The sequence below is a fragment of the Sporosarcina jeotgali genome, assembly GCF_033304595.1.
Lineage (GTDB): Bacteria > Bacillota > Bacilli > Bacillales_A > Planococcaceae > Sporosarcina > Sporosarcina jeotgali.
The window spans coordinates 438,378-464,352 of sequence record NZ_CP116341.1 but is presented as its reverse complement, the minus strand read 5'-3'; the positions used below and the strand labels follow the sequence as shown (position 1 = coordinate 464,352).

The window sequence follows — 25,975 nt, the reverse complement described above, 5'->3', positions numbered from 1 at the left end:
AAGATTACGAGTTATATAGTTAAAATCACAAAGAGCTCATCGCTCCCGCTAAGGGGCAATGAGCTCTTTTTTCACTTGAAGGACTTGTTTGATGCTGAATTTGAATTGTGCATGGTTTTATTCTCTATCCGATAGTTGAGGTATTCGTTTTTTTATTTTCATTCCTGCTCATTAACTTCACCTTCACGCATATGATTAGAAGAATTGCCTACAAATTTCCTGCTTTCTCATTGACAGATAAGCACATGTACGCACTCTTTTATTCCTACTTTTGTTCCTGTATAATACAATTCAAACGAAGAAAGGAGACAAAATTATGAAATATTGTACAGAATGCGGAAAACCGAACCCGGAAGAAGCGGACTTTTGCTCAAATTGCGGAAAGACGTTTCAAGTGAATGATGCACAGCAGACAGCCAAGCCCACTTCACCGCCACCTGTTGCAGCACCCGTCGCACAAAGGTCCGCAGTTCCACCGAAAAAGCCTATGAAGAAAAGTTCTAAAATCATGCTGATTCTAGCAGGCATTGCAGCTATCGGACTTATATCAACTCATTTCATTTTGCAAAACATGTACGATCCTATGAAGAAAATCGACAGCATGAATACCGCTTACAACAATCAGGATCATGAAGCATTCTTTAAGCAATTCAACCTGAAAAAGGGAACGATTGCGAGTGCCGATAATTTTTATGCACTAGTCAGTGAGTACGGCTGGAAAGATCTCCGAAACGAACTTACATACGAAGCAGAAAAGATTAAAAACAAACAGCCTGCGGACATGATCTACGATACGGGAGAATTCATCTCCATTACGAAGAAACCTGTAATCCTCGGACTCTATCAAGACGTGAATTTCACGATTTTGCCGACTGCTGTTACAGTTATACCGCCACTTGGAAATACAACCTTCCATTTCGGCGGTAAGGAAATCACGACAGCTCAAGCCGAGGAATCTGCCTTAATCGGTCAATTCATCCCTGGAGAATACGAATGGTCCTTCGAATCGACTGGCGGGCTTATGCCACTAGCAGGAAAAGGTACGTATACATTAACTCCGGATGAGTCAAATAGACAGCAACTGGATATCGATTGGGATTTCACTACACTCTATTTGAACTCCGACTTGGAAGATGCAACTGTCTACATTAATGGAACATCCACAAAGAAAAAAGTGAGTGAACTCAAGGAAATCTATCCTGCACAATTGAACAAGTCCATCAAAATACAGGCAGTCAGCAAAGACAAAGATGGTAAAGAAGTGAAATCCGCTGAAGTTCCTGCAGTCTCAGAAGAAATCTATCTTGCTTTCGAACATGTCCAGCAGGAACAGCAGCTTTCAGAAGAAATCACAGAGGTGGAAGATTTCTATAAAAGTTTCCGTTCCGATTACCAAGATGCCATCTATTATGCAGACTTCAGTTTTATTGAAGACTATTTCAAACCCGGTTCTCAAATCCGTATCGATTATGCGAAATTCGTATCGGATCATATTACCATTCCGGGCTATGCCTATGAATTCCTGTTGAATGACGTCACTTCAGTAACGCCGCAGTCTTCCGGTTCATTTGAACTCCTATCTTATGAGAAATTCAACTACAGTTCTTATAAAGACCCGCCACTGCGATACGATCGAAAGAAAAAGTATGTAATTTCCAAGGTGAATGGCGATTACGTAATAGACGCCATCATTGACTTGGAGACAAAAAAGACAAAATACTAAGGAGTCGTTCACATGAAAACTTGTCCAAAATGCGGGCACACTCAGTCAGAGGGAAACTTCTGCGGAAAGTGCGGTACCGCAATGATTAGCAACACAACGAACAATGAACCTACTGAAGCGGCTGCAACTCAACCCGATCCTGCCCAGTATTATCAACAAGCACCGCAGCCAGAAGCAGCACCTGCCCAACCGAACGAACAAATTGAAAAGCTGAAGAGTGAATCCAAATTATTTTTGAGTTTCCTTCTGCAGCAAGTCAAATCACCTTCTGCTCATCTCCAACAAGTGAATTCGGGATTGAAGAATAGCTTATTGAGCATCGGTCTTTACATCCTGCTCACGGCACTCGCAATCTACTCAATCATTCGTTCACTTTTCGGAGCCGCATACGGAATCTATGAAGGACCTTCTATCATAACAATCGTATTTTACTTGGCCCTATTCTCGTTGCTGGTTTTGGCTGTAAACTTAACTTCTGTTTACGTGACCAGTAAGCTATTCTCGGAGAATCAAACATTCAGTGAGATCATCCGTAAAATCGGCGGGTACTTTGCACTTCCGATTGCACTTTCAGCAGTAAGTATTCTTCTTGCGCTCATTAGTTCTTACACGGTTTCAGGCATCATCCTGTACATCGGAATCATCCTGGCTTTCGGTACAGTACCCACGTATGTGATGATCAAACTGCTCGCACATCAAACCAAATCCATCGATGGATTTTATGCATTCCTATTCTATATTGCATTCACAGCAATCCTCGGTTTCCTGATCAGCCTGCTGATTATGGATTCCGCAATTGGTGAACTGATCGGCTATATGGGAATGGATTTCTGATTGGGAATTCGTACAAGAACTTGCGATTCAACTCATGTGTGAAGAAAACTAGAAATCTCGAATTGGCTATCCTATAGACAAAAATTCTTTCAGCTGCACTTTTGAAACACTAAAGAGCTCATCGTTCCCGCTTAGGGACAATGAGCTCCTTTTTAGTGAATTCATGGGTTTTCCGCACTTGCTGTACGAGCCTTATCTTAGATTTGAATTGTTTACGTACTAGGTATTCAGCAGTAATTACTGTTCCCAGTATTCCTGATAAATACTCCACTCGTTATATGATTCATTTGACGAAAGCGCCAATTCCACTGTGTACCAGTTGCCGGGCCTTTGATTAGTTGTAGTCGTTAATAAAAATCCTTGACTATAAAGCGATTTTAGCTCTCCATACGTTCCATCGAACAAAATCGCCTCATACCTGTCATCATAGTTAGCAGGTAATTTTGTCGTATGTTCAGTCGTTTGACCCGTACTGTTTACCACCCACTGGATTTTTTGATTTGCTAAATAGGTATAGTCATACCAATCTTCATCCCAATAACCTATCCGAGCTTTCAGTGTCACACGATCACTGTCACGCAAATCATGCTCTTGGTTTTCGCGGATAAATCCTTTCCACTCAAACGGTTTACTATAGTCCTCATACTCTGGCAGGAATGCATATAACGGACCAGAATTTTGAGTGTCCTTATATTTAATAACTTTTGAGATTTTACGAAGCACCGCTAAGAATTCAGAAGTGGTTGCTTTCTTGTTTGCTGATATCGTATTCGCCTCAGTTAGCACTGCTTGTAACTTTGCAACTTCACTTGCATCTTGCTCTGTTGATAATTGATCATTCAATGATTGAATTCCATCTAGTAAACTGTCATACGGACGAATGAGCCACTCTTCGTGTCTTGCCATTTGGTTAAGTTCTTTCAACTCCATGTTACGTCCATTCTCAGAAACGAATAGTTCAAACACGCCCCAGTATCGATCATCACCAGTGTCCGCTGGTACATTGAAAGTATGAGTCGGTGTTTCTGAATTCCCTTGGAAAATCTGAACTTTTGAATCTGATAAACTCATTGCATTATCGCCGGAGTAATTATGCAAGAAGAAAATATAACGTCCATCCTGCCATTTGCGAATCGTTGTCGTTTCAGGACCGAAATATTGTGTGTCATCCCAGTCTAAATCGACGTATTCCATGTACTTTCCGCTTTCAGAGTAATCACCATAGGTTTTATCACCATAGTAAACATGGAAGTTTTCTGTAGCTAGATGGGAATCCATATCTGATTCCATATCGTTCCAAGTGAGCATGATTTTCATTTCATCTGTCGCTGCTGCACGGATCGCTGTTTCGTTAATACCCGTAGTGAATCGGCCAGTTGCTACACTGCCAGTAATCGTTGTTTTGATGAATCCTGGTCCACTAATCGTACCGTAATGTACTCCTGGCTGCGCCTCAACAAAGTAATAACCATTGCGATCTGTCACTCCACGAACATATGAATCTTCAAATGTAAGTGACATATTTGCTAAGCCTTTTCCAAAAATATCGGTAATTCTTCCGCTAAATCCTTCTGTGCTGTAAAACTTCTTCGAAAAGACACCTTCTGTCAAAGCGTCAGATGCAGGATTTTTCCTGACTGTAATTTCGATATCTTTATAGCTTACAGGCAGTGGATTATACATAAACATTTGCATAGTTGCATTGTATGTCAAATTAGTCAACGGGATAGTTTGCCCATTGCTTTCAGCTGTAATTATAAAATCTTGTGCAGTTAAATCATACTTAGGCTCTTTCAAGTCGACACGCGTATAACTCATGGTTGCTTGAATCGATTGAATTGTCGCCTTTACAACATTCGAATAGCTTTCTTCGATTTTCTCTCCATCTACAGTTACGTGTCCTGAGATATCAAGAACAACGGATTGCGGCTTACTCTCAACAGTGGAATCATTTCCGCTGCTTGTAACGTTCAATCGATTAATGAGCCCTTGTCCTTTAATGAAAGACAGTGCAGATAATATCAATTCATTGACAGATGATTCTCGAGGTAACTGAATCTCAACAGAAGTGGCGCGGTTATTAACCGTATCAAATGTTCCGATTAACTTGACCGGTCCTGTACTATTCGCAACGCCTTCCATAATCTCTACGTTTTCAATAGTCGCTGCCGATGAAGCAGCTTCAAGAATTGCGCTGGATTCCAGAAGCACTTCTTGTACCGTGGTAGCACCTTCTGCAACCACACGAATCGAACCATTATTCTTGTTGACGATAACTGTTACAAGCACAGAATCCTTGAAGTGGATACTATTTGGTCCGCCGCCAAGAATCTTAGTTTCTCCTTTAACAGTAACAGAATCGAATGTCACTTCTCCTTCTCCAACTGCATTTGTGTAACCGGGCACAATATTCCAGCTACTGTTTTGCACAATAAACCAGGAGTAAATCTGGGGTAATGCGCTCAGTTTTTCACATTATCTCATAATGTGAATATATATTTTCAAATTAATTCAGCTAGCGATTCGTAAGAAATACCCCTTAGAAAGGGGCATCTACTGGAATATAATCTTCTTTTTGAACGCGTACTTTATAAATCTCGTGTTCATGAAGCGTGAACACAACGTCCCCATTTAAAGTTACCAACCAATCATTATCTTTTTCTAGAAATGCAGTGAAATAATACTGATCAATCTTGACTTCGAATGAATAGCCCTGCTGGATCCAGTAGCGTGTGTGTCCTATCCATAGGCGCCATTCTTCAATAGAGTGATCATAGACCAATATCCCTCGTTTCATGATAAGCTACCATCCTCAATGGCTAACTGAACAACTTCCTCATCAATGACTTCCTTTTTCAATTGGGCTCCAAATAATAAGCTGTTAATGGTTAATGTGTTGATGGCCCTCGGCCATCCTTGTGAACGCAAGGCAATGGCTTCTATCGCATTTTCATTAAAGATTGGCATTTTAGCTCCTGCTAATGTCATGTGATGAGCGATATAGGTAACGACTTCGTCCTTTGAAAGGGCATGAATTTCGTATTTCATAATAAGACGCTGCGCTAGCGGACGATTATGCTGTAATTGTAAGCGCGTTTTTAGGTGAGGTAATCCAGATAAAATTAAGATGAATGGCGTCTTGGAATCCATTTGAAAGTTAAACAGGAGCGCAATATCTTGAAGAAAAGCATCCTTTGCCATATGCATCTCGTCCAGGATGAAAACAGGAGTCATCTTCCTTTCGACAGCCATTCTTTCGATACCTTGTTGGATTTGCCGAAAAAGATCCACCTTCCTAAATTTAGGCTCTTCTCCAAGACCGTAGATGAGACCCCGATAGAAATCCATGACGCCTCCGGTAGACAGGGGGAAATAGACGACATGATACAAGGACGGATTCAGTGATTCTGTGAACATTCTGAGGGTGAATGTCTTGCCAACACCTGGATCGCCTATCAAGAGACCGATTCCTTTTGATTTCTGTAAATACTGTAGTCCTTGTATAGCACCCTGATAATCCTCAGACTGGAAAGCTTCTGACGATCCCAATTCCTTTGAAAATGGAGTGCGTGCTAAGGAGTAAAATGATTTATACATGTGTCTTACCTCCATTCTCTTCTGAATGGATAGCTACAGAGAATGGAGAACGTGTTCTCTTTACGTGTGCGTTGTCATGTACGTTGACCAGGATTGCTTCTCCCACACGTTTATCTTCTTCAAAAATATAAACCCCTTTATCATCGATTCGTATATCAATCGACTCCCCTATGAAGCGATTGGGTACTTCATACAGTTTCTTATTTAGCGTAATTGTGCTGTCTGCTTTTACTTTCCTATGCTCACGTTTCAAGAAAATTGTATCTAGCACATCGATATCCTCAAGGAAGGTTACATGATCAAGCTGAGACTGAAAGACCTCATGAGGGGTTTGTCCTTCAAGGGAAGCATGCACTCTACGGTGATAATCTTCTTCTAGCCATCGCCAGAAGCGCTCATTTAACTCCTCTACAGAATGGACAGGATCTTTTCTTAAAAGCGGATAGAAACGTGTCTGGACGGTTTTGAAAAACCTTTCTATTTTGCCTTTACTTTGAGGATCATAGGGCTGTGTGTGTGCGAGCGTGATGCCTATTTGAGCACAGGCATACTGTAATGTTTCGGAGCGATAAATCTTACCGTTATCTGCGTAAATAATGGTTGGCTTGCCCCGTCTAATTAATGCTTCCTTTGTGACAACACGTAATCCATCAAACTTTTCCGATGTGAAAAACTGCCCGTAGGGCACTAACCTTGAACAATCGTCTATATAGGCGATCAAAAAGGTTTTTACGCTTTTCTCTTTTATCGTTAGGTACGGTCCATGGGATAAGTCTGCCTGCCATAGTACGTTTACTTTGTCGTGGGCAAATCGTTTTCTTTCCTGCGTTACTCCAATATGTTTCCCCACAAGGTTGTGTTTTTTCAATAATCGATTTATAGTAGAGTATGAAACTTCATTTTTGTTGATCTCTCCTTTCTTAATCAGTTGTTCGTAGAAGACGCTGATGGGCATATGGAGGGATTTTTTTCGTTTGTCCAGTAGATGATCCTGTTCATCTGACGAGAGCCTCCTTGATACGCCTCGATCTGCACGCTTCTTTGGTTTTAACGCTTCAAAGCCATTTCTTCGATAGTGAAGTAGCCACTCCTGTACAGTTTTAGCTGCGATTTTACGTTCACCATAATGTGGAACCATATGCATCTTTCCTTCAATCTCATTCAAATACGTCTTTGCCTCAACTTGTTGATTTACTAATGGCGCAATGAGGCCGTAACGAAACAAGGCCACTTCATCTCTTGTTTTTTCATTCATGGAATCTTCCTCCTTTAATTGGAAGGACGACCGGTCATCCATGAGTATTATTCTACATTTATCCCAATTATCCGACTATGAAAAAGGTGTGTGGGATAAATAATCTGTAAATTATCTAGTGGTTTGTGGTAGAATTAATGTGCCATAAAATATTTTGATAAGTGACCCCAGCTCCTTCGTAAGAAGGAGGATTCGCCAAAATCCAGGATCCTTTTCATATATTTTTTGGCTTCTTTTCTTTCATCGCAAGAAATCCCCGAAACACTCCCATTGTCTATGAAATAGCTATGAATCCATTTTAAATTCTTCAAATAACGTTTCAAATGAAAGTGTAGTAATTGCCAATAAGTATTGTTCTTCTTTCCATCAAGAACGCGTTTAATACGGCTAAGAATCGTAAAAAGCGTGTATTGGAAGTATGGGAGAAGAAAGTCAGGCAAGATGGAAAAACTCGTTTGACACATCAAACATTTCATACGACAAATGGGAATTCTAACGGTTAGTTCATCATTCACTCCATTTCTCCAATAGAATCCGTGACGATGGATGTTTCCATGTGATACACAATGACAATGTGGACAGTGATCAAATAGAGGAAATGCGTTGGAAATCCCTCGTTCTTGATATTCTTTTAATCCGATTCCAAAGTTATGAGAAATGATCATAAAAAAACCTCCCGAATTAATATGCAAAAAATTTAGCATATTATCTCAGAAGTGTACAGTGTGCAATCTGGAGGAATTTGAAAAAGGCATAGTCTTTTCTGATGGTTTAAAGTGAGCGTCTACAGCATTTGTTACAATTAAATTACCTGTTATAACAGCATGCTTTACACTAACCCCATCGCTTTCTACATAAACATCACCTGTATAGACTTTAGGATTAGCAGAGGTCCCCCCATAAACACCAGGTTTTGTGATTTTCACATCGGCAGATCCCTGCTCAGTATTCACAGAGAACTTGAACTTTGTGTTTTTTAATGAAGTACCGTTCTTTGACTTCACGGTATCTAATATTAACAATTCATACGTTTTTCCAGTTTCATATGAGCTGGACGGTATAACTTTAATGGTGTTTCCAGATACCTCCGTCTGCACTGTTTTTTTCTCGTTTAAATCAGTCAGCACATAGACGTTCTCATTTGCCTTTACGGAAGTTGCATCAACTTCTTTAGAAAGTGTAATTGTCCACGGCTTATTGACGTCACTAGTCGTTTTTGACTCAATTACTTTCCACTCTCCGTTACCCGCAGCCTGTACATTTGGCTGAAAACTTGTAAGCGCAGTGAAGACTACCATCAAAGCAATTGCAAACACATTAAACACTTTTCTCATCTTGTTCCTCCTCAGTTTTAAGTACTCGTCCATCCTTTTCAGAATAGCATGCTAAGGAGTATTATACTAGAACAAAAGTATCAATAAATTGTTAGTTGTATTCCTATTAATTAAGCATACCCAATTGATTGAAGACGGATATTAAAAACACAGTTGACATAAAAGAACCTTCTCTTAAAAAATCGTAAGCCCGTAATATAAAAAAGCACAGCCTTTCGGCATGCTCTACAAATAGCCCTTCTCTTCAATAATTTGAAGACGAAGGGCTATCTCAATTTACATGTTTCTTGAATTTGCGGCGACCACGGAAAATAAGCATCCAATAGTTCAGAAGTCTGCTGGAAATGAAGAGACGGCAAATCCGTTAATACTTTTTTCAAATATGCATAGAAATCGATTCCATGGATTTTTGCAGTCTCAGCCAAACTCAAACAGATCGCATTTGCTTGAGCACCTGCTTCACTGACAGAAAAAAGCCAGTTTTTCCGACCCAGAACATTGGGACGGATGGCATTTTCAGCTGGATTATTATCAATTTCAATCCGCCCATCGAAAAGAAAACGTTGGAGTTCATCTTTTCTTTTCAATGTATAGTCAGTTGCAGTGGCAATCGCATTCTTCCCATAGAAATGACTTTCTTCTATCCATTTAAAAAAGGCGGTCACAATCGGTTTGGAATACTTCTTTCGCATTCGTCGCCTTTTGCCAGGACGCATTTCTCTGAATTTGTTCTCAAGTCGATAGAGTTGATTGCAATAGTCGACGCCAATCCTACCATTCTTACTGTCGACTTTCAGCCAATAACGACGAACATGCGCCCAACAGTTGGCAAAGGTGACACCTGGTAAACCGCCGTATGCAGAATAGCCATCACAAATGATTGTTCCTTTGTAATCACCAAGGAAGTTCTTCAGAACTTCTCGTGCTCGCGATAGCGAACTATGGAAAAGCACCATCACAGGTCCTTGGCAGGGAACAGTTTTGTAGACCCAATTGTATGCCTTCGTGTTCCCAGGCTTTCCATCAGGCCGATAAATCACTTGCGCTGTTGTCTCGTCAACATGTAGGACAGTCCTTCGCATCGCTAGTGAAGTCATCCGTTGGTATAAAGGCAATAGCCACTCATTTGAAACCTTGATCACCCAGTTGGATAGATTTTTATCATTCGTTTCCAACCCATGACGAAGCCATTCTTTTACCTGACGATATAGAGGAAGATAAAGATTATATTTGTCTGATATGACCTTGGCTAGCACACTTGGACCTGCGAGACTCCGTTGAATCACCGGTTGAGGTGCCTTTCCGCGCACGATGTTGGCTGCTATAGAACTATCTAGTTTGCAGTGTTTGCATTCATAGGAGTGCTCCATATGCTGAATACGTTTCAGTTTGGCAGGGATGAATTCTGCTTCTTCTCGAACGACTATCCCACCGATTCTTGCCAAATCATTTTGACAACAGCTACAGGTGAGTAGGTCAGGATAATGATGAACAACTTCCGTTTCCACACCTTCATGAAAATGGTCATTCCGCTTCTTCTTCGATGCTTTACGAACAACAGTGTAAGAAATCACCTGTTGGCTTTGATCTTCTGTTTGCTCAGAATCGTGAAAAGGGTCCTCTTCCTCATCGAACAAAGAGCTTTGCCCGTCGGGCACATTGTATCTTGATTTCTCGGATTTTGATCCAAAAAGCATCTTCGTCAAGTGCTGAACCTGCTCAGTTAGTTTTTCGATTTGCTTGGACTGCTGTTCATTCTGTTGATTGGAATGCGCCAATTGCTCTTCCAACATACTGATGACTTTTTCCAATGCTTGTTCAGAGGTACGATTGGCCATTTCCTTCACCGCTTTCTTTCTTGTTGAACGTAGTATACCGGATAGCGGAGCCCATGAACAGAAGTTTTTAAAAGGAGCTTTTTAATGAAGGAGCAATCGCTCTTGGCTGCTGAATAGCTAACCATTCGAGCAACCAACGAAGTTCTTGCTGCGTTAGATTTTTCACTTCCCGCTCACTACGTGGCCATTGAAGTTTTCCGGCATCGAGTCTTTTATACAACATAGCGAAACCATCACCATCGAAATATAGACATTTATATCGATCCTTTTTTCCACCTGCGAACAGAAAAATAGAATCACCATATGGATCTAAATCAAAGGAATCTTGAATGAGTGTAGCGAGTCCATCAATTCCTTTTCGCATGTCTGTTTTTCCGCAGACAATATAGATATTCTGAACATCTGTATAATCTTGCCTCATTGGTTCATCAGCTCCCGTATAATGACTTGGATAATCCGTTCATCCACGCCATTCTGGAGTGTGACTTCAGCGCTACCAATCTTGATTTGACAGTGACCGGAGGTCTTCGTTGGATTTGCTGGAGTTTGTTCACTTTTGGTGGGTTGTAAGGAAACGGGGACTATCGTTAAAGGGTTTAAAAACAAAGAAAGCACCTCCTGTTTGATACGAATATCGTACCAAGCGGGGTGCTGCGTTGCCTATGCGTTATTTAATTGGGGGCTTACAAAAAATCAGTTAAGAGAAGGTCTATTGCAGAATTATTCATTTTCTTTTCAAGGCAGTTGCAACTTGTCTACAAAATCCCCATGCGTGTACAACACACCATGCGGCGCAATATCAGACTGGACTATCATCCATGGCGCTTCGGCAATTTGATCGTCAATAACGGTTAGCGGCATTCCAATATTTTTATAGTGATACGCATAGTCCTGATTTGTACTAGGATCCAACCGAAATTTTAAAGACTTCGTGTTGGCAATTCGGATATCCTTAGGATTCGCAAGTTCATGTCCGCCCATTTCACGGTCTATGCGGTACATGTGCCCCGCAATTTTAGAACCCCAGTATGGATCCGATGCATACTTTACATTTACCCCCACCGCTTTGTTTCCAAGATTAGTCCCATTTGCATAGGCCCCTTTAGGAGGTAAATAATTTTTCGTTAAAAAAGCTGTCATAAGCTCCTTCACATTTGCTTCAATGCTTGAAAATTGTTTATTCGCTGGATTTGTATCTGAGACATACAAACCAAATAAGTTGTTATTCTTTTGAGCATGGTCACTTAACCCATAAGTACTTTCATTCTGTGAGATGCCTAATACGTGGAGGGCATTGACATGATATGTGCTCTCCATTTGTTTTAACAGCGTCCCGATTCCAATTAGTTTACTGCGTTGACTTGCATTTTTATAGTCTGGATTATTTGGATAGTCTTTTTCAAGTTGCTGAAGTTTCTTCATAATATACACATCAATCTCTTCTGCCGTATAGCTTGTCTTACTTAGCAATGGCAAGTACTGAAAATACTGATGTGCAGTACCCACAAATTTGCCTGATTCACTTGTAAAATTAGCGCTGTCAGTGCTGTAATACTTTTTTCCTTCTTCCATGAAGCCAGGAGCTTTTCCCGCTTCGTAAACCTCAAACTTTTTACCAGAATGAGAATAAAGATTGTGGTATATTGAACCGTTCTTTACGTAGTAATACGACTGATTCGTTACAGTTTGTGACGGCAGCAGTTTACTATTCGCCATAGGAATATAAAACTGTTCACCTGCACTATTCGTTACAAAGATTGTATCCGCAGTAGCAGTCTTTTTATCGACTGGATTGCTGAATTTAATTGTTCATTGCATGTCCGTTGGAGTTTTTGGTTCATGCGGCCAGGGATTATTTGCAGCCTGAGCTGTAACTATTAACGCTGTACATACAACAGCACACATAAGTACATTCGTTACTATAAATTTTTTAAAAGTTTTCAAGATATCTCCCCCTAAGGAGTGATTATACAGGAAAACCAATGAAATTATAGGATGAATTTGGAATTAATTAAACAATTCTAACGGAAGAAATCTAGTTTGAACTTCTATTTCTATATACAAACAATGGAACCCCACTCTAATAGAAATCAGACTGGTTACTTAGGTAACTAAATTGAAGTAAGAAAAGGAGACACACGCGAGCATTCGAATATGTCTCCTTTTAGTTTTCTGTGTCATAATAGACCTTTCAAAATCAGAGCATGATTGTCTCGATCCGCAACTTAATTTCCAACGAATTCTTCAAATAACAGTGTTGTTAGTTTTCTGATGACGTGGTCTAAAAAAACTAAGTCACTCCTTCAACTCAAAAAACGAAGTAGTTTGCATATACACGAATGGCTGTCCATCGATTCCTTGCAGTCCAGTAATTTTCAAATCGTAGACATCACCAGGTATATATCCTCCCGTTGCTTTCGGCTGAACAATTACCGTAAAAGGTGTGTGGCCATAATTCCCATAGTCAATATTGAAATAGCCATCCGAAGTTTCTCCAAGTGCTGTAAATTTCCAAGTACGTCCATCTCTTTGACGAGTCAACGTAACTTTCAGGTCCTGTGCAGAGGAAGCATCGTACACATCAGGATTTAGCGAAATGGACCATGGATCATTTTCCCCCACAAAACTCGCAGGCATCTGACCTTTAGCCGGCCAAGAAATTTCTGTATAGGGCAGAACTCTAGCAGTGTCTCCAAATACCTTCATGGCTGAAGATGCGCGCCCTGCTTGCGAATAAGCCATCCCAAAACCGATCGATTCTAAGTGAGAAGACAAAATCCATCTGCGATGTCCCACTCTATCACGATTACTCGTATCGGCATCAGACATATACCCTTTTCTAATAGAAGAAATGATAGACTCATATCCCATCGCTAAGTTACTTGTACTGGCACCACGGAAACCCTCTTCATACAATGCATTTGGCATACCACTAGGTAACTTCGGCGCGTGGGAAATTGTACCATTCGCGGCGTTGACGACTGCAGCTGCTTGAGCTGCGCTCTCATAATCCTCATCAATACGGGCACTTTCCTCTAAATAAGCTAGATACCGTATGAAATTCACCATATTCTTCGCATCTTCAGAAACTCCAGACGCCAGCTTCCCTTTCTTATACGGCGCAGTTGCGAGAGGTTCGTCTTCAAAGAGCGGTCCAGAATAGACAGGTTTCAGCTGGTTCCATTTCTTCTGTATGTCCGCTGCACTTCTTGGCACAATGGTATCGGGATTTGTGCAATAGAAAGAACGCAGCATTCCGCGTGAAAGCTTACTCCCCTTGGCACTAGTGACATCTTTCGTCACTTTTACCACATAATCTTGATTGCATTCATATGGCAAAACGGGGGTGAGCGTCAAGACTCGTCCATCTGCTGAAAAAGAAGGAACAGTTTTCACCTGCTCTCTATTGTTTTTCAGGATATAGACAAAGCCCTCTTTAAAGTCAATTGTTGAAACTGGCTGTGAAAAAGTGATAGTCCACGGCTTCATCAGATCAGAGATTTCCATTGGTGTTAAATAGACATCCTCTGCTGCCATAGAAGTTTCAGCATGCGCAGCGTGGAACCTCGCTCCCCCGATTCCGATCGCCACAAGCATAGCTGCAGTTAAAAAAAGATAGGATACGATTGCTTTAAATTGTTTTTTACTCATGATTTCACCCTTTTTTAAAGTAATTTTTTCTTGCTGACAGCCTGACTGCCAAAATACATATCAATCGTTTTATCGGCATAATTTTCTCTTCATGTAATTTAAGGGGTCACAGTCCTTCTTAATTCAAAAATCCCTTAGCCGATAGTAACGGCAAGGGATTCTACTCTAAGTATCGCTAACTTTCGGATTACTCTTCCGTATAATTCAATCCTTTCACATTCTTCTTAAGTATATAAGACTGCGTGTATTTCTCACGCACTTTCATGACCTGATCGGTATTCGTTTCAATCCCATATTGAAGCTTACATGCGCGTAGATAGCGCGTATCAAATTTATAAAAACTGATGGGCAGATCCACTCGACTGCCATTATTTAAGATGACTGATACTTGCTTCTCTTCGTTTTCCACGTACTGTTTAACATGTCCAATCGCCATCCATATACATTCGGGCAGTCTGGATGAACAGGTAGGGGTCATGTAAATGCCATGTTTTTTGCTGATCGCAACCGGGGACAACGAACTGCTTCCTAAGATCTCATTGGCTCCCTCCACCGCACCTTTCAAACTGCTGCCGCCGCGACGCAAATTGAAATCGATGATTTCTGTCGGTGAGCAGCGCACAATCACAATCTGATCCCCTTCTAGTATCATAGACAGCAACCTGCCGCACTCATTAAAATATGGAAAGATGACACTCGTTTCTGTTGTAATGATATAAGTCTCTTTAGTATGCAAGATTCTACTCCCCTTTTTCAGTTTTCTCTTTATTTTTAGTTTAAAAAGGGTATACTAGCATATAGGCTGGTATACCCAGCTGCTTTGCCTTAAGCGATTGGGTCTGCGCAGACTAGTATCGCTTAAGGTTTTTTTGCGTTCCATTCACAACTGCACTCACCTCCTTTAATGACCTTTCTAACCTCCCATAATCCTATCAATCTGCTGTGGAACAAATGAGTTATCGAAATCTTAGAATCCACAGCGTCATGCAAGATCTCCCATTTCAGTAAAACGATTTCAATACCTTCATAAAATTAACAGAATATACTCAATTAATTTTATTATATAATATCCCATGTTAATAGCAATAGAAAAATTGAAATATATAGAAGTATTTAACGTAATTTTAACTAGTAAAATCCATAAAAATACAATACGTATCAAAATGGTACACATTTGGCCCCTTATTGATGTAGATCTATGAACTAATAATTCGATAAAATCTGCAGAACATAATTTCATCCATATTTATACATTGAAAATTGAATTATACTTTGGCTAAAACTCAAGAAATTCTATGAAATTCTTCACTAAATCCTAAGCGGTTTTTCAAAAACCAAAACTCGTTTTTTCGAAATGCTCTCTTTATGATGAAGTCACCCAGGGAATACAAACGCGTCGTGCACGGCCTGTAAAGGCTGACTAATTTGAACTCATTCGAAGAAGTACTTGACCGATATGAACCGATGTTATCTGCCGTCATGCGAAAATTGCACATCTATCGTGATTACGATCACTTCCGGCAAACAGGAAGAGTTGCACTATGGCAGGCGTGGCAGCGATTCGACGAAACCAAAGGGAATTTCACCCCCTATGCCTACCGTTCTGTTTATGGTGCGATGCTCGATGAACTAAAACGGGAAACCCGTTTCAATGACGTGCATATGTCTGCAGAAGACGACCTGTTGGAATTTGCAGGGGCAACCCCATTAACAGAAATCGATTATGGTCCATTGGAAGACATCTTAACTGAACTTTCCATACAAGAACGGGAGCTGCTTGTTTTACTCTATGAAAACCGAATCTCGCAAGCTGCGTGCGCTGCTCATTTCGGAATTTCCGTTCCCGGTGTAAAGAAACGCAAAGAACGTCTTCTGCAAAAGTTGAGAAGACAACTCATTGACAGAAAGACTAGCTGAATATACGAAGTAAGAGCAATAACGCGCTATTCACTATGGAAGCGCGTTATTTTTGCATAGTTTGAGTCATTTCAAAAATTTAATTGAACCACCTGTCTACTTTTCGTCCCCTCATCTCTATATAGCTTGTAAAAAGGGGATTCTAACATGACACACTATCTATCTCGTTATGCTAATTTCAATTCAAAAGAAGAAATGGACACTGCTGCACGTCGCCATGTCGACATCCATTGGAATGCTATGAACAAAACAGATCGCTCCGTTCTGGAAATGATCCGCTGTTACTCCGTCAAATATTTAGCTGCCCATTTGAAACACCAGACGATTGAAACGAAACTCGGACTTTCGAACTCGACCGTCCGCCGCTCACTCCGCAAGTTGGAAAATCTTGAAATCATCGAACGCATCCACTATGTACGGCCAGTGATGAGCGGTCTGGGAGCTAACATTTATGTTATTTTGCCTATAGTTGACCAGGGGAAAATGGACAGTGGAACAGCCCGTCAGGAAGTTAATGAGGACGCGGTTTCTCAGCCACAATTCAAAAACGAACCTTCTTTCTCTAAATCTCAAAAGCCTAAAGATCTTATAAAGACGTCTCAGCCTTCGTCTGAAAGGTTATCCACAACGCTATTTGGAAGAATGAAATCCCTGCTTGCCTTCACGGGAGATCACTCAAAAGCACGGGAACTTTATGGAATCCACAAATCATTATCTGGACGCATGCTGAAATTCGAGATTTATAAAGGTCTTGATGAACTCTTTGAAACTCTCGCTTATCGGGCAACTCATATTACCGTCATGGCTTCTAAATCCAAAAACATCCGCAGCTTGCCCGGATACTTCAGCGGAGTTCTGCGTCAAATGATTTTAGACGAGCTTTTTTCGACGATTCATCAGGAGTATAGTGTTTCGGTGGATGATTTCTCGTATCCAGGGGAGTGAGACAATTCTCATAAACGACTCCCCTTTGCTTCATGGTCTGTTTCAAAAGTACAAACAAAAGAAAAATGAAATACAATTTTGACTCTGTGTTATGTTTCACAGACTATTTATTCCGCAATTCTTCTATAAATAAGGTTTTACTTCCAAATACTTCCGGGATATAATTGGCCTAGTACTTACTTAGACAACTAGGTTCTTTTTACTACTCGTTCATGATAAGACTCAGAAAGGAAGATTTATAATGAAAAAGATTGTACATTTTGCATTGCTATTTGTAATTATCGGGGTTGTATTGACCGGATGCGGCCGTTCCGTTGAAGAAGAATTAGCAGGTACTTGGAAGATTAAAAACGCAGATGTCACAGATCGATACGTCGAATTCGGTGATGGACGGCTGGCAGTACGCGAAGGCGCTGACAGTTCTCCCATGACTGTAGATTACAGAGTTACTGAACTGGAGAAAGGCAAATTCATCATTGACATTGCAGAACCAGGAACATCCACTTACCAGTTTTTTATGGAAGGAAAAATAGAAGCTAAGAACAAAATCAAGATCCTCAATTTCATGGATGCTGAAAGTAAAGATCTTCACCTCTCTTTCGAGCGTGTACTGGATATGGACAAGGAAATTGAAATAGCTAGAAAGAAAGAAGAAAAGGAAGCAGCTGCTGCAAAAAAGATTCGCGACCAAGAGGAAATTGCGGCAAAGACAGCTGAAAAGAAGAGACAGAAAGCTGAAGAGAAAGCACTGGCTGAGGAGAAAGCAAACGACGAAGCTGCAAAAGCTGAAGAACGTGAGCAACAGAAATCTAAAGAAAACGAACTGAAATCCAAATGGGATAAGAAGCAGACCTCACCTGCTGCGCCAAGCGGCAGCTTACAATCCCGTTATCAGCAGAAAGCAGATCAGCTTCGTGACCAGATCATTCTTGAAGCAAGAACTGCTTATCCAAATGATCAGGACATGCGTCAAGGTTTTTACGGGCAGTACTACAATGAATGGGATAATTTGCTGAATGAAATTTGGGGGCAATTAAAACAGACGATGCCCGCAAATGAATTCGAAAAATTGAAAGCGGACCAAAAACGCTGGATACAGCAAAAAGAGCAAGGATTCGCCGATTATTCTGCAGATACAGCAATAGACAGAGCGATTGGAATGGACTATCTGGCTACGCAAACGACTGAACGGGTGGATTATTTGATTGTAAACTATTTACGTTAAGCAGATAATTTTCAATGTACAGCTGCTAAATGATTTTGGCAGTTGTCAGACGTGCGTACCATCATAAAAGATTCCCAAAGTAAAAATATTCATTACTAGAATTTGCAATTTCTGAAGTGGTTTCACATGCCTAAAAACCCTCTACTCAACTTAGCGAGAAGAGGGTTTCATATTTCATTAAAAAATTATCTGAAATATATTGTATAAGGTACCTGGACCACATGCAGTTCATACACTACTCATAATTCATTTCAATAAAATCATTAAAATTAAACATATACCAAGCTGCAATTATCTTTAATTGGCAATCTTCCTGAAATCATCGAAGTTAATACTTATAGCTATTCTTTGCAAGCAAAAAGGGTTAATCAATCCTCATTAAAGGACGATGATCTCTTTTACTTCACTGAAATAACTTGATGATTTCACAATAAATCATGTTGAATTATGGCGATACAGCAACCTCTAAACCTACTGTATTTCCATCATCCAGACCAATATTTCTTCATTTTCTCTTCACATCTTCAAACTTTTGAAGAGAATTCGAATTGTATCCAGCCGTAGTTTTGTGAAATAATCGTGTGGTACACAGCGTTTAATATGAAATTGTATGAGGTACAGTTACCTATCAAGCTCACCTTGTCATGAAGCGTCTTATGTCATATGATAAATAGGTAAAAAGTATCATCGGAGGCGAACTAAATGAAAAAAACAACATTACCAATCACCCTAATTTTGGGACTATTATTAGGGTGGCCGAATTTTACAGCGAGTGCGCACGATGGTCTAGACCAATTTGGAATAAAAAATGAAACATTGGTTACTGCTAGATTACAGGCGGGTGAATGGAACGAATTCCCGTTAAAAACCGATGTCCCGCTAGAAAAGGAATGGACAGTTACCTTTAACCAAGAGGTTACATTAAACAAAGTGGATGGCGCTGTAATTGAGAAAAGCGGAGAATTCATACCAGTGAAAATTTCAATTTCCGGACTAAACCAATTAACCATTCACCCTATTGAACGGTATGAAACCAATCAAGCTTATACTCTTAAAATATTCCTGAATAATGGTAATCGTTATAAGATGCCCTTCAAAACAACTAGCGACTTGAATTCAATCATTGACCCTGTAAAAGTTGCAGCAGATCCTAACTATACGGATTCCCAAATTATTAGAGTACCCGCAATGCCTGAAAAAGGTTTTAATTTCCCTTATTATATTCGCATTCCTTCAGCCAACTATAAATATCAAGATGGTAATAACCGAGCCAAGCGCTATATCGTATTGGACACAGCAAATAGCGGCCCTACAAGTGCAGATGGAACCGAGTATTGGGTAAAACGTACTTTGCACGATCAATCCCAGTTTTCAGTACAGACAGCAGAACAGTTATGGGTACCTATGATTATGCCTGCTGCACCTAGATCACACGTCTGTTACAGAGATGAAAACAGAGAAATGAACTGTATAGATGAACATTCATTTGATAGAGATACTGCACGTTTCAAGCAGTTATTAACGTTCGACTTTGCAAAAGATATACGCAGAGGCTATGAAGAGCTCAGCTTAAACGCGGAAGATTATATCGATTACGACGAGCAAATCATCGCAATGTTCAAGCATGCAGCAGCCTACTTAAACAGTTACGTACAAAGTGTAGAGACGGATCAAATGTACTTGTCCGGCTATTCTTCGGGCGGGACCTTTACTGACCGTTTCTCTATGCTCCACCCAGAAGTTGTTAAAGCGGTAGCATCCGGAGCAACACTTGATGATATGATGATGCCTGTTGCACAGCACAAAGGCCAAAGTCTGATTTTCCCAATCGGTGTGTCAGACTACGAGATGATTACAGAAAAGAAGTTTAGCCTGCCTGACGTAAATAAAATGGCTAAACTCGTCTATATGGGTAAAGACGACAGTAATGTTACACTGCCTTACACGGATGCCTTTAGTGAGACAGAACGTAATATCATTATCCGGGCATTTAGTAAAGAAACACTCCCCCGTGCAGAAATGATGATGGATTTATACCATCAAAGTGGAGGAAACGCGATGTTTATACTGGATGTCGGGATTGGTCATGGTTATTCCGAGGAAATGAAGGACTATCAAATTGAGTTTTTCAAGGCGAATCGGGATTCCAAGCAACCGGTCTATCCGATTCCCAAAAACACTCGACAGTTAGAATATAAACTTCAACAAGATAAATAATACGCATTAGGTGCCTGGACCACACACAACTCATACATTGTAGAGAAACTATGTAGATAGGAAAAGATAGTGTAAGCCCTCTAATCGAGTAATCGATTAGAGGGCTTACTTTTTTGTGGCGGTAAAAGCTAGTCACTAAGCGCAAACCATCTTATTGGTGTGATAACTACGCAGCTAGGTTACGCTCTCCTAATTCCTCATTAATAAACAGCTAAAAAAAATAGTTTCCCATTTCTTAAGCAAGACAATTACATCCAATGAAGTGAATTCAAACGATGCAGTTAAAAAAGTGACACTCACCCGGATGGGCAACATCAGAGAAGACAACGATTTTACACGTTACTTCCTCAACTCTATCTCATACTTAGTATTCGTCGATTAAAATGTATGGTACATACCTTCCACTGCGGTTTGTTTATTCTTTACTTAGTCCTATCCTCATCCCTTACTCCTCCACCTCATAATTCAATCCCAACTTCTTCCGAATGTAATACGTTTTCAAATAAGGTTCAGCCACTTTCACTACTTGGTCTGCATTAGACTCGATCTTGTATCGAAGTGTGTACGCTCGTGAAATACGCCGTTCGAATTTATAGTAGCTGCAAGGCAAGTCGACAGTACTCTCATTTTTTAGATACACCGTTACTTCACCTTTCTTGTTCTTGACAAATTTCCGGATATGGGCGAGTGATACCCAAATGCAGTGTGGAGATTTTGGTGACATGATTGGTGTCCAGTAAATCGAATGTTTCTTACTTAGAACAACAGGAGTCATGGTACCTGAGCCCAGGACCACATGGGCTCCTTCCACAGCGCCCTTTAAGCTGGTACCGCTCAAGCGCAAGTTGAAGTCGATGAGATCGTAGGGCTTCTTCTCAACGATGTAAAATCGATCTCCCTCCATGTACTTGGAGTGGAGTTCACCTCGTTCAGTAAAATGTGGAAAGATGATGCTTGCTTCAGTAGTTAAGATGCCATGTTGGTTGTGTGTCATTCATAGTTTCCTCCTTTTTTTACGGGAACGTGGTGCTCCCTTGAAAAAAGGGGTATACTTCGTAATAGCTGGTATACCCCAGCCGAGCATCTCCGAGTGGGTCTTGCAGGACTATCACACTCGGAGATTTCTTTCGTTTTCTTTCCTTCTCAATCACTCACCTCCTTCACGGCGAAGCCACGTAACCAAAGCGGCGTGTGTAGCCTTATCCTGATTAAAGAAGTACAACTGCTCTTTTCCTCGTGTAGCTCCGTCGAAGCGCTTCCATTCTTCCCGTCTGGAGTGCCAATTAATATGTTGCAACTTCCTCATACGATCCGTTATTTGCAACTTTTTCTGTTCAAGCGTGACATCATACAGGCCGGCGTATGCGTACTCCGCAACCGCAGCTAGCAGCGTGAAATTTGCAAGCATGGACTGTTCATAGTTTCCGATCGACTCTTCAGGCGAAAGTGTAAACAGCTCGTCCAGCCAAATTCCGATTACTTCTAAATGTTCTGCCACTTCAATAATTTGTTCCTGCTGCGCCATCGGCTTTGAATGGATCCCCTGTCCGGTCATAAAATACCCGACCAACCGCCGTAATTGAGATAAGGAGACTAGATTTTTATTTCGCGGTCTTCGAATTGAAATCTTCTCTTGTTCAATGCCTGCACGTTGCAGCCCTGCATGCGTCTCCACTAGTAGATTGGTAGTTCGATTCAGTTCGTTCCGTGAGTCATAGGAAATCCGCTTTGACAGCGACACTTTCTTTCCTTTCGTATTCAGGTCGATGAACAGCTGGTCTGCTTCCTCTTCTGTAAATCCTTCAAACAGCTGTACAGCGATCTCAATCTTATTGAGCATTTTGTTCATCATGTACCCTTTGCTGTGCTCTTCCGGATCGTCGCTGCTGATCAGACGGGTGATGAATGATTTCAATTGCCCCATAGCCTTAAGTCTCTGCGTACCGTCTATCACAGAAAATTGCTCTGGCCGCCCTTCTGCCAATGCGCCTACTTCAACTCGTGCGACAATCGGAGGAAAGTAAACTTGTCCGCTTGCTACATTGTCTAGCATATACCTTCGAATCATCTTGATTTGGTGTTTACTCTCATGTCGTAATTCGATCCGGCCATCCTCCACCCGTTCGATCAGTTCGTCCAAGCGGTAAACAGCAATGCCTTGTTTTCTAGTGAATACAGATGCCGTCAGCACAAAACCGCCATCCTTTCTTGGTCGATCATCTTCAAGAATTGAAGAACCGTCCGCTTGATACTCGTTGTGGAGGAATGATTTTTGATACGACCTCCTGTTTTGTCATACATATGAGCGAATGCAGGATCATCGTGTTTCCACGTACATTGCTTATTCAATAGCTTTAGCAGCTCAAACGCTTCTTTATGTGAAATACCTTCCCCGCGTGTTAACGTATGTGCCGTTTGTGCTAATGCTACTTGGATGCCAGTTTTTGAACAAACATAGTTTTCACGATTGGGCATCTTTTTTGGAAAGATCTCTTCCCAAGATTCAAAGAACCGCTTTGCAACAAGGGGTACCTCCGATGGTTTGCAATTGCGATAATAGGGTTCCCCCTTTTTCTCACTAAGCGTTCCTTCAAATAGTGAAACCAAACACTTTCTCATCGCAGTCAATGTGGTTATTGAGGAATTCTGTTCCGTTAACCTTGCCGCTTCAAACTCTATATCCATATGATTGCTCAACCGATGTGCAACATCACGTGTCAACGCAATATATGCATCTCGCTGATCGTACTGCATACGGAGCCCTGGATGGGCTTCACAACGTTCAGTATTAAGATCCGTAAAAAGTTGTCTCTCCTGCTGCTGTGTCAAATCCAAATATACTTGCATCGTTACTGGAAATACTTTTAAACGATCAATTTGACTCCTGACTTTTTCAGCATCTTTAAAATCTCCCGCTTCTTCCGCTGCATCTTTTTGAGATTTCAAGTGACTGAGTGCTGACGAGAACGCTGATGCTCTGTGTTGGCCATCGATTATGTATAGTTTGCTCCCTGCAACTAGTTCGAAATCCTCCTCCCCTCTTTCAATCTGTTTCCGGCTGGAAAAAACAAATGGAGAAAAATAGAATGGCTCATCCTGTTCCAAACTTTTGAGGATGAAATCTCGTATGTCCCTTCGTTTACGAGGATCCAACTGGCGCTGCACTTGCTGATCCACTTCAAAAATTGCTTCAAGTGTTGCAAACCGGATGTGCGTAAACAGGACTTCCTTGCCAAATTGCATATAATGGATTCCTGGTATTATAGTCGTTACTCCTCCAACCATCTGCCCTCCCCCTTCCCTATATTTTCAGTATAATCAGCGAATTGGATGTTGTCCACTCTAAATGTAAGTTACCTCCTTTTTTTCTGTCATTTGGTTGTTTCAACCAACTTTTCTCCAGTTCCTTGACAAATTCAATTCTCCATGATTTATCGCATCATTCGATCACATTACATAGCACATTTCGTTAAATATTATGATTACTTTCCATAACCTTCTCCTACTATCTAATCTGATAACTGCTTGGCAAGAATAATGATATGTTCTGTACTAATATCGCCTCGAAAATCGACTTGCTTTATATATCTAAAGGAGAATGAATGGAGCAATTCATATTCATAATGTGTTTCCGTTCTTCTATACGAGATATTAATGCCTTCTTCTTTCAGTTTCCGCATAGTAATGGTCATTTTTCTTTCTATATTGGGAAAACAATCCACAACTAACACAAAAACTCCTCTAACCCATACCAACGGGTTAGAGGAGTGATCTATTTCATTCGAATTATCTACCAGACTCTCCAGATAATTCTCTGCCTGCTGTGTCCAATAACCAATTCAGGTACATTTTCTCTGTGAATTCATCGCTTACCTGATTTACCGCCAGGCGAGCGGTGTCGATATCTCGCTGTGTCGTTTCCGGTTTAAGTTGATTTCCCTCATCGTATTGATAGAAATCATCTTTGAATAAGTCGGTCACTTGTTTGTCCGCTTTGATATAAGTCACTACTTTGTCTTTCAGCTGTAGATCGACTTTCGCAATAATTCGTTTGAAGTCTATAGCAGTAGTTATGGACAACTCGTTTCTCAATAATTCTTGTCGATATGTTGCCATACTTAAAGAATCACTCTGAAAAGGCTTGAAGTCTGGTTCTTTGCAACGGTCATCCATATTAGAAAAATCACCGTAATATCCACAAGCTAAATAATGCATAGAATCATAGATGTAAAAACTTCTAGTCTTTGGCTGATCGAACTTTAAAAGTAAGTATAATTCATTTAATAATAGCTTTTCAGTGACTGGGTTGGATTCTCTATTTAGGTAAGACATAAATTTAACTGAAGGAAAGTCAGTTATGACCTTTGTAATCCCTTTAACGTCCCCATTCAATCGTAGGGTGATGGACAGAAGACCATCAACCTTTGTCCATTTATCTTCGGTAAGATCTGCAAAGGATTGGGCAAAATTCTCGGTTGTTATAAAGAGGTTTGTACTATCTCCATAATTGGATAAATGCTTAGGAATCATGGGAACTGTTACAGTGAGAGATCTGCCAACCAGTTCATAACGAGGTGGGGCAATTGTATGATCATCCAGTTCCTTCATATCATTGATTGTTCCAGCAGCATCCACTTGGTATACGAACAGCTCATGTCCATAATATTGGATGATTTGATCGCCATCCTTGAAACTAACAGCTCCTTTAGGCACTTGCTGTCCGATTGCTCCGGGGTTTGTAGGGGGTGTTACGAAACGATCTTTTTGTAAATACTTTACTTCGTAAGAACCTTGGTTTTTAACATTTAACGAGACATACCCATACCGACCTTCAACCTTCGACACGCCTGCTGTAAAGTGACCGTTCGGATTCTCCGGCACTTGTCCAGGGATATAAGCGGGATTATCGACATTGTCGACTTTTTCGATTTTATCTTTGACCCCTTCAAAGTTGCTAATTACTTCGTTTGCCGTCTTGCCCGGAGGCAATGTCACATTCGATACGTTTAGTTCATTGCCTAACTCAACAGTCCCTGTCCCATTCTCCATATTCAGGTTGCCGATGGATCCTTTCGCAGCAAAGTCCACCGTCTTATTTGTACTGACAGTAACATTTTCAAAGTCTCCGCTTCCCGTGATGTGGATGTCATCGCTCGATTCAATCACAACGTTCTTGATCGTCGCGTTCAAGTCAATGTGCGTAACCCCTTTTGAAATCTTCACATTCGGGAGGATAACATTCGTATCGAAGTACAGTTCAGAATTGGCCATGATCGCCACTGAAGTCACTTGCGTGTTCCCCATTCCTTGTACATACGTATCCTTCCTACTAATCTCGATGACTGCAATCGAGGAGTCTTGGAAAACAATCGTCATTCGTGTAGTGGGATAGGCCGCAAAAGTTTGGACAGCCGTCTGTACTGTTTCAGGTACCGTCAC

22 protein-coding genes are annotated in these 25,975 nt (G+C 40.8%); 6 read left to right on the top strand and 16 right to left on the bottom strand.

All coding sequences use genetic code 11. The features are described 5' to 3' along the window. The first annotated feature begins 316 nt into the window (after nt 1–316). Complete coding sequence (locus tag PGH26_RS02230; RefSeq protein ID WP_323692407.1) at nt 317–1,723, top strand: TcaA NTF2-like domain-containing protein; 1,407 nt, start codon at nt 317–319, stop codon at nt 1,721–1,723. A 12-nt stretch (nt 1,724–1,735) separates the two neighbouring features. Then, entirely contained in the window at nt 1,736–2,557 is an 822-nt protein-coding gene (locus PGH26_RS02225; RefSeq protein ID WP_323692406.1) for a zinc ribbon domain-containing protein, read from the top strand. 237 nt (nt 2,558–2,794) lie between these two features. Here PGH26_RS02225 and PGH26_RS02220 read toward each other — a convergent pair whose 3' ends face one another. From PGH26_RS02220 to PGH26_RS02165, 12 genes are all read right to left on the bottom strand, one after another. Then, nucleotides 2,795–4,963: a hypothetical protein gene (locus PGH26_RS02220; RefSeq protein ID WP_323692405.1), complete on the bottom strand. Its 2,169-nt coding sequence runs from the start codon at nt 4,961–4,963 to the stop codon at nt 2,795–2,797. Nucleotides 4,964–5,096: 133 nt separating this feature from the next. After that, nucleotides 5,097–5,354 carry a DUF5348 domain-containing protein gene (locus tag PGH26_RS02215; RefSeq protein WP_323690947.1) on the bottom strand — a complete coding sequence of 86 codons (258 nt, stop codon included), beginning with the start codon at nt 5,352–5,354 and terminating at the stop codon, nt 5,097–5,099. After that, nucleotides 5,351–6,154 carry an ExeA family protein gene (locus PGH26_RS02210; protein ID WP_323690948.1) on the bottom strand — a complete coding sequence of 268 codons (804 nt, stop codon included), beginning with the start codon at nt 6,152–6,154 and terminating at the stop codon, nt 5,351–5,353. The genes PGH26_RS02215 and PGH26_RS02210 overlap by 4 nt, the downstream gene beginning before the upstream one ends. Next, complete coding sequence (locus PGH26_RS02205) at nt 6,147–7,409, bottom strand: DDE-type integrase/transposase/recombinase (RefSeq protein WP_323690949.1); 1,263 nt, start codon at nt 7,407–7,409, stop codon at nt 6,147–6,149. Before PGH26_RS02205 ends, PGH26_RS02210 begins: the two co-directional genes overlap by 8 nt. Before the next feature lie 134 nt (nt 7,410–7,543). Then, nucleotides 7,544–8,074, bottom strand: a complete 531-nt coding sequence (locus PGH26_RS02200) for a DUF6431 domain-containing protein (RefSeq protein ID WP_323692404.1) — start codon at nt 8,072–8,074, stop codon at nt 7,544–7,546. A 45-nt stretch (nt 8,075–8,119) separates the two neighbouring features. Then, nucleotides 8,120–8,743, bottom strand: coding sequence for an Ig-like domain-containing domain (locus PGH26_RS02195; RefSeq protein ID WP_323692403.1), 624 nt, complete (start codon nt 8,741–8,743; stop codon nt 8,120–8,122). Between the two features lie 266 nt (nt 8,744–9,009). Next, nucleotides 9,010–10,581: an IS66 family transposase gene (gene tnpC, locus PGH26_RS02190; protein WP_323691474.1), complete on the bottom strand. Its 1,572-nt coding sequence runs from the start codon at nt 10,579–10,581 to the stop codon at nt 9,010–9,012. 67 nt (nt 10,582–10,648) lie between these two features. Beyond that, nucleotides 10,649–11,002 carry an IS66 family insertion sequence element accessory protein TnpB gene (gene tnpB, locus PGH26_RS02185; RefSeq protein ID WP_323692402.1) on the bottom strand — a complete coding sequence of 118 codons (354 nt, stop codon included), beginning with the start codon at nt 11,000–11,002 and terminating at the stop codon, nt 10,649–10,651. A 314-nt stretch (nt 11,003–11,316) separates the two neighbouring features. Continuing rightward, nucleotides 11,317–12,297: a glucosaminidase domain-containing protein gene (locus tag PGH26_RS02180; protein ID WP_323692401.1), complete on the bottom strand. Its 981-nt coding sequence runs from the start codon at nt 12,295–12,297 to the stop codon at nt 11,317–11,319. Nucleotides 12,298–12,390: 93 nt separating this feature from the next. Continuing rightward, on the bottom strand, nt 12,391–12,525 hold the full coding sequence (locus PGH26_RS02175) for a hypothetical protein (protein WP_323692400.1): 135 nt from the start codon (nt 12,523–12,525) through the stop codon (nt 12,391–12,393). Nucleotides 12,526–12,876: 351 nt separating this feature from the next. After that, nucleotides 12,877–14,232, bottom strand: a complete 1,356-nt coding sequence (locus tag PGH26_RS02170) for an Ig-like domain-containing protein (RefSeq protein ID WP_323692399.1) — start codon at nt 14,230–14,232, stop codon at nt 12,877–12,879. A gap of 187 nt (nt 14,233–14,419) precedes the next feature. Beyond that, nucleotides 14,420–14,968, bottom strand: a complete 549-nt coding sequence (locus PGH26_RS02165) for a competence protein ComK (RefSeq protein WP_323692398.1) — start codon at nt 14,966–14,968, stop codon at nt 14,420–14,422. A gap of 689 nt (nt 14,969–15,657) precedes the next feature. Between PGH26_RS02165 and PGH26_RS02160 the strand changes: the two genes are divergently transcribed. The 4 genes from PGH26_RS02160 to PGH26_RS02145 all read left to right on the top strand — a co-directional run bounded on the left by PGH26_RS02160 (nt 15,658) and on the right by PGH26_RS02145 (nt 20,536). Then, nucleotides 15,658–16,149: a sigma-70 family RNA polymerase sigma factor gene (locus PGH26_RS02160; protein ID WP_323692397.1), complete on the top strand. Its 492-nt coding sequence runs from the start codon at nt 15,658–15,660 to the stop codon at nt 16,147–16,149. A 147-nt stretch (nt 16,150–16,296) separates the two neighbouring features. Next, nucleotides 16,297–17,094 (top strand): hypothetical protein, encoded by a 798-nt coding sequence (locus tag PGH26_RS02155; RefSeq protein ID WP_323692396.1) that lies wholly within the window; start codon nt 16,297–16,299, stop codon nt 17,092–17,094. 241 nt (nt 17,095–17,335) lie between these two features. After that, nucleotides 17,336–18,319: a lysozyme inhibitor LprI family protein gene (locus PGH26_RS02150; RefSeq protein ID WP_323692395.1), complete on the top strand. Its 984-nt coding sequence runs from the start codon at nt 17,336–17,338 to the stop codon at nt 18,317–18,319. 702 nt (nt 18,320–19,021) lie between these two features. Continuing rightward, a complete protein-coding gene (locus PGH26_RS02145) occupies nt 19,022–20,536 on the top strand; it encodes an Ig-like domain-containing domain (protein ID WP_323692394.1) in 1,515 nt (504 codons plus the stop codon). 445 nt (nt 20,537–20,981) lie between these two features. Here the strand turns inward: PGH26_RS02145 and PGH26_RS02140 are convergent, their stop codons facing one another. The 4 genes from PGH26_RS02140 to PGH26_RS02125 all read right to left on the bottom strand — a co-directional run bounded on the left by PGH26_RS02140 (nt 20,982) and on the right by PGH26_RS02125 (nt 25,975). Next, nucleotides 20,982–21,530 carry a competence protein ComK gene (locus tag PGH26_RS02140; protein ID WP_323692393.1) on the bottom strand — a complete coding sequence of 183 codons (549 nt, stop codon included), beginning with the start codon at nt 21,528–21,530 and terminating at the stop codon, nt 20,982–20,984. Nucleotides 21,531–21,683: 153 nt separating this feature from the next. Next, nucleotides 21,684–22,727: a DNA sulfur modification protein DndB gene (locus tag PGH26_RS02135; protein ID WP_323692392.1), complete on the bottom strand. Its 1,044-nt coding sequence runs from the start codon at nt 22,725–22,727 to the stop codon at nt 21,684–21,686. Beyond that, nucleotides 22,721–23,821 carry a DNA sulfur modification protein DndB gene (locus PGH26_RS02130; RefSeq protein WP_323692391.1) on the bottom strand — a complete coding sequence of 367 codons (1,101 nt, stop codon included), beginning with the start codon at nt 23,819–23,821 and terminating at the stop codon, nt 22,721–22,723. The genes PGH26_RS02135 and PGH26_RS02130 overlap by 7 nt, the downstream gene beginning before the upstream one ends. Before the next feature lie 501 nt (nt 23,822–24,322). Beyond that, a complete protein-coding gene (locus tag PGH26_RS02125; RefSeq protein WP_323692390.1) occupies nt 24,323–25,975 on the bottom strand; it encodes a hypothetical protein in 1,653 nt (550 codons plus the stop codon).

Coding starts and splice junctions, on each gene's coding strand:
- PGH26_RS02155 (WP_323692396.1), top strand. CDS start 16,297: ATGACACACTATCTATCTCGTTATGCTAATTTCAATTCAAAAGAAGAA.
- PGH26_RS02200 (WP_323692404.1), bottom strand. CDS start 8,074: ATGATCATTTCTCATAACTTTGGAATCGGATTAAAAGAATATCAAGAA.
- PGH26_RS02230 (WP_323692407.1), top strand. CDS start 317: ATGAAATATTGTACAGAATGCGGAAAACCGAACCCGGAAGAAGCGGAC.
- PGH26_RS02205 (WP_323690949.1), bottom strand. CDS start 7,409: ATGAATGAAAAAACAAGAGATGAAGTGGCCTTGTTTCGTTACGGCCTC.
- tnpC (WP_323691474.1), bottom strand. CDS start 10,581: ATGGCCAATCGTACCTCTGAACAAGCATTGGAAAAAGTCATCAGTATG.
- PGH26_RS02215 (WP_323690947.1), bottom strand. CDS start 5,354: ATGAAACGAGGGATATTGGTCTATGATCACTCTATTGAAGAATGGCGC.
- tnpB (WP_323692402.1), bottom strand. CDS start 11,002: ATGAGGCAAGATTATACAGATGTTCAGAATATCTATATTGTCTGCGGA.
- PGH26_RS02225 (WP_323692406.1), top strand. CDS start 1,736: ATGAAAACTTGTCCAAAATGCGGGCACACTCAGTCAGAGGGAAACTTC.
- PGH26_RS02195 (WP_323692403.1), bottom strand. CDS start 8,743: ATGAGAAAAGTGTTTAATGTGTTTGCAATTGCTTTGATGGTAGTCTTC.
- PGH26_RS02170 (WP_323692399.1), bottom strand. CDS start 14,232: ATGAGTAAAAAACAATTTAAAGCAATCGTATCCTATCTTTTTTTAACT.
- PGH26_RS02150 (WP_323692395.1), top strand. CDS start 17,336: ATGAAAAAGATTGTACATTTTGCATTGCTATTTGTAATTATCGGGGTT.
- PGH26_RS02145 (WP_323692394.1), top strand. CDS start 19,022: ATGAAAAAAACAACATTACCAATCACCCTAATTTTGGGACTATTATTA.
- PGH26_RS02180 (WP_323692401.1), bottom strand. CDS start 12,297: ATGGCGAATAGTAAACTGCTGCCGTCACAAACTGTAACGAATCAGTCG.
- PGH26_RS02140 (WP_323692393.1), bottom strand. CDS start 21,530: ATGACACACAACCAACATGGCATCTTAACTACTGAAGCAAGCATCATC.
- PGH26_RS02130 (WP_323692391.1), bottom strand. CDS start 23,821: ATGGTTGGAGGAGTAACGACTATAATACCAGGAATCCATTATATGCAA.
- PGH26_RS02210 (WP_323690948.1), bottom strand. CDS start 6,154: ATGTATAAATCATTTTACTCCTTAGCACGCACTCCATTTTCAAAGGAA.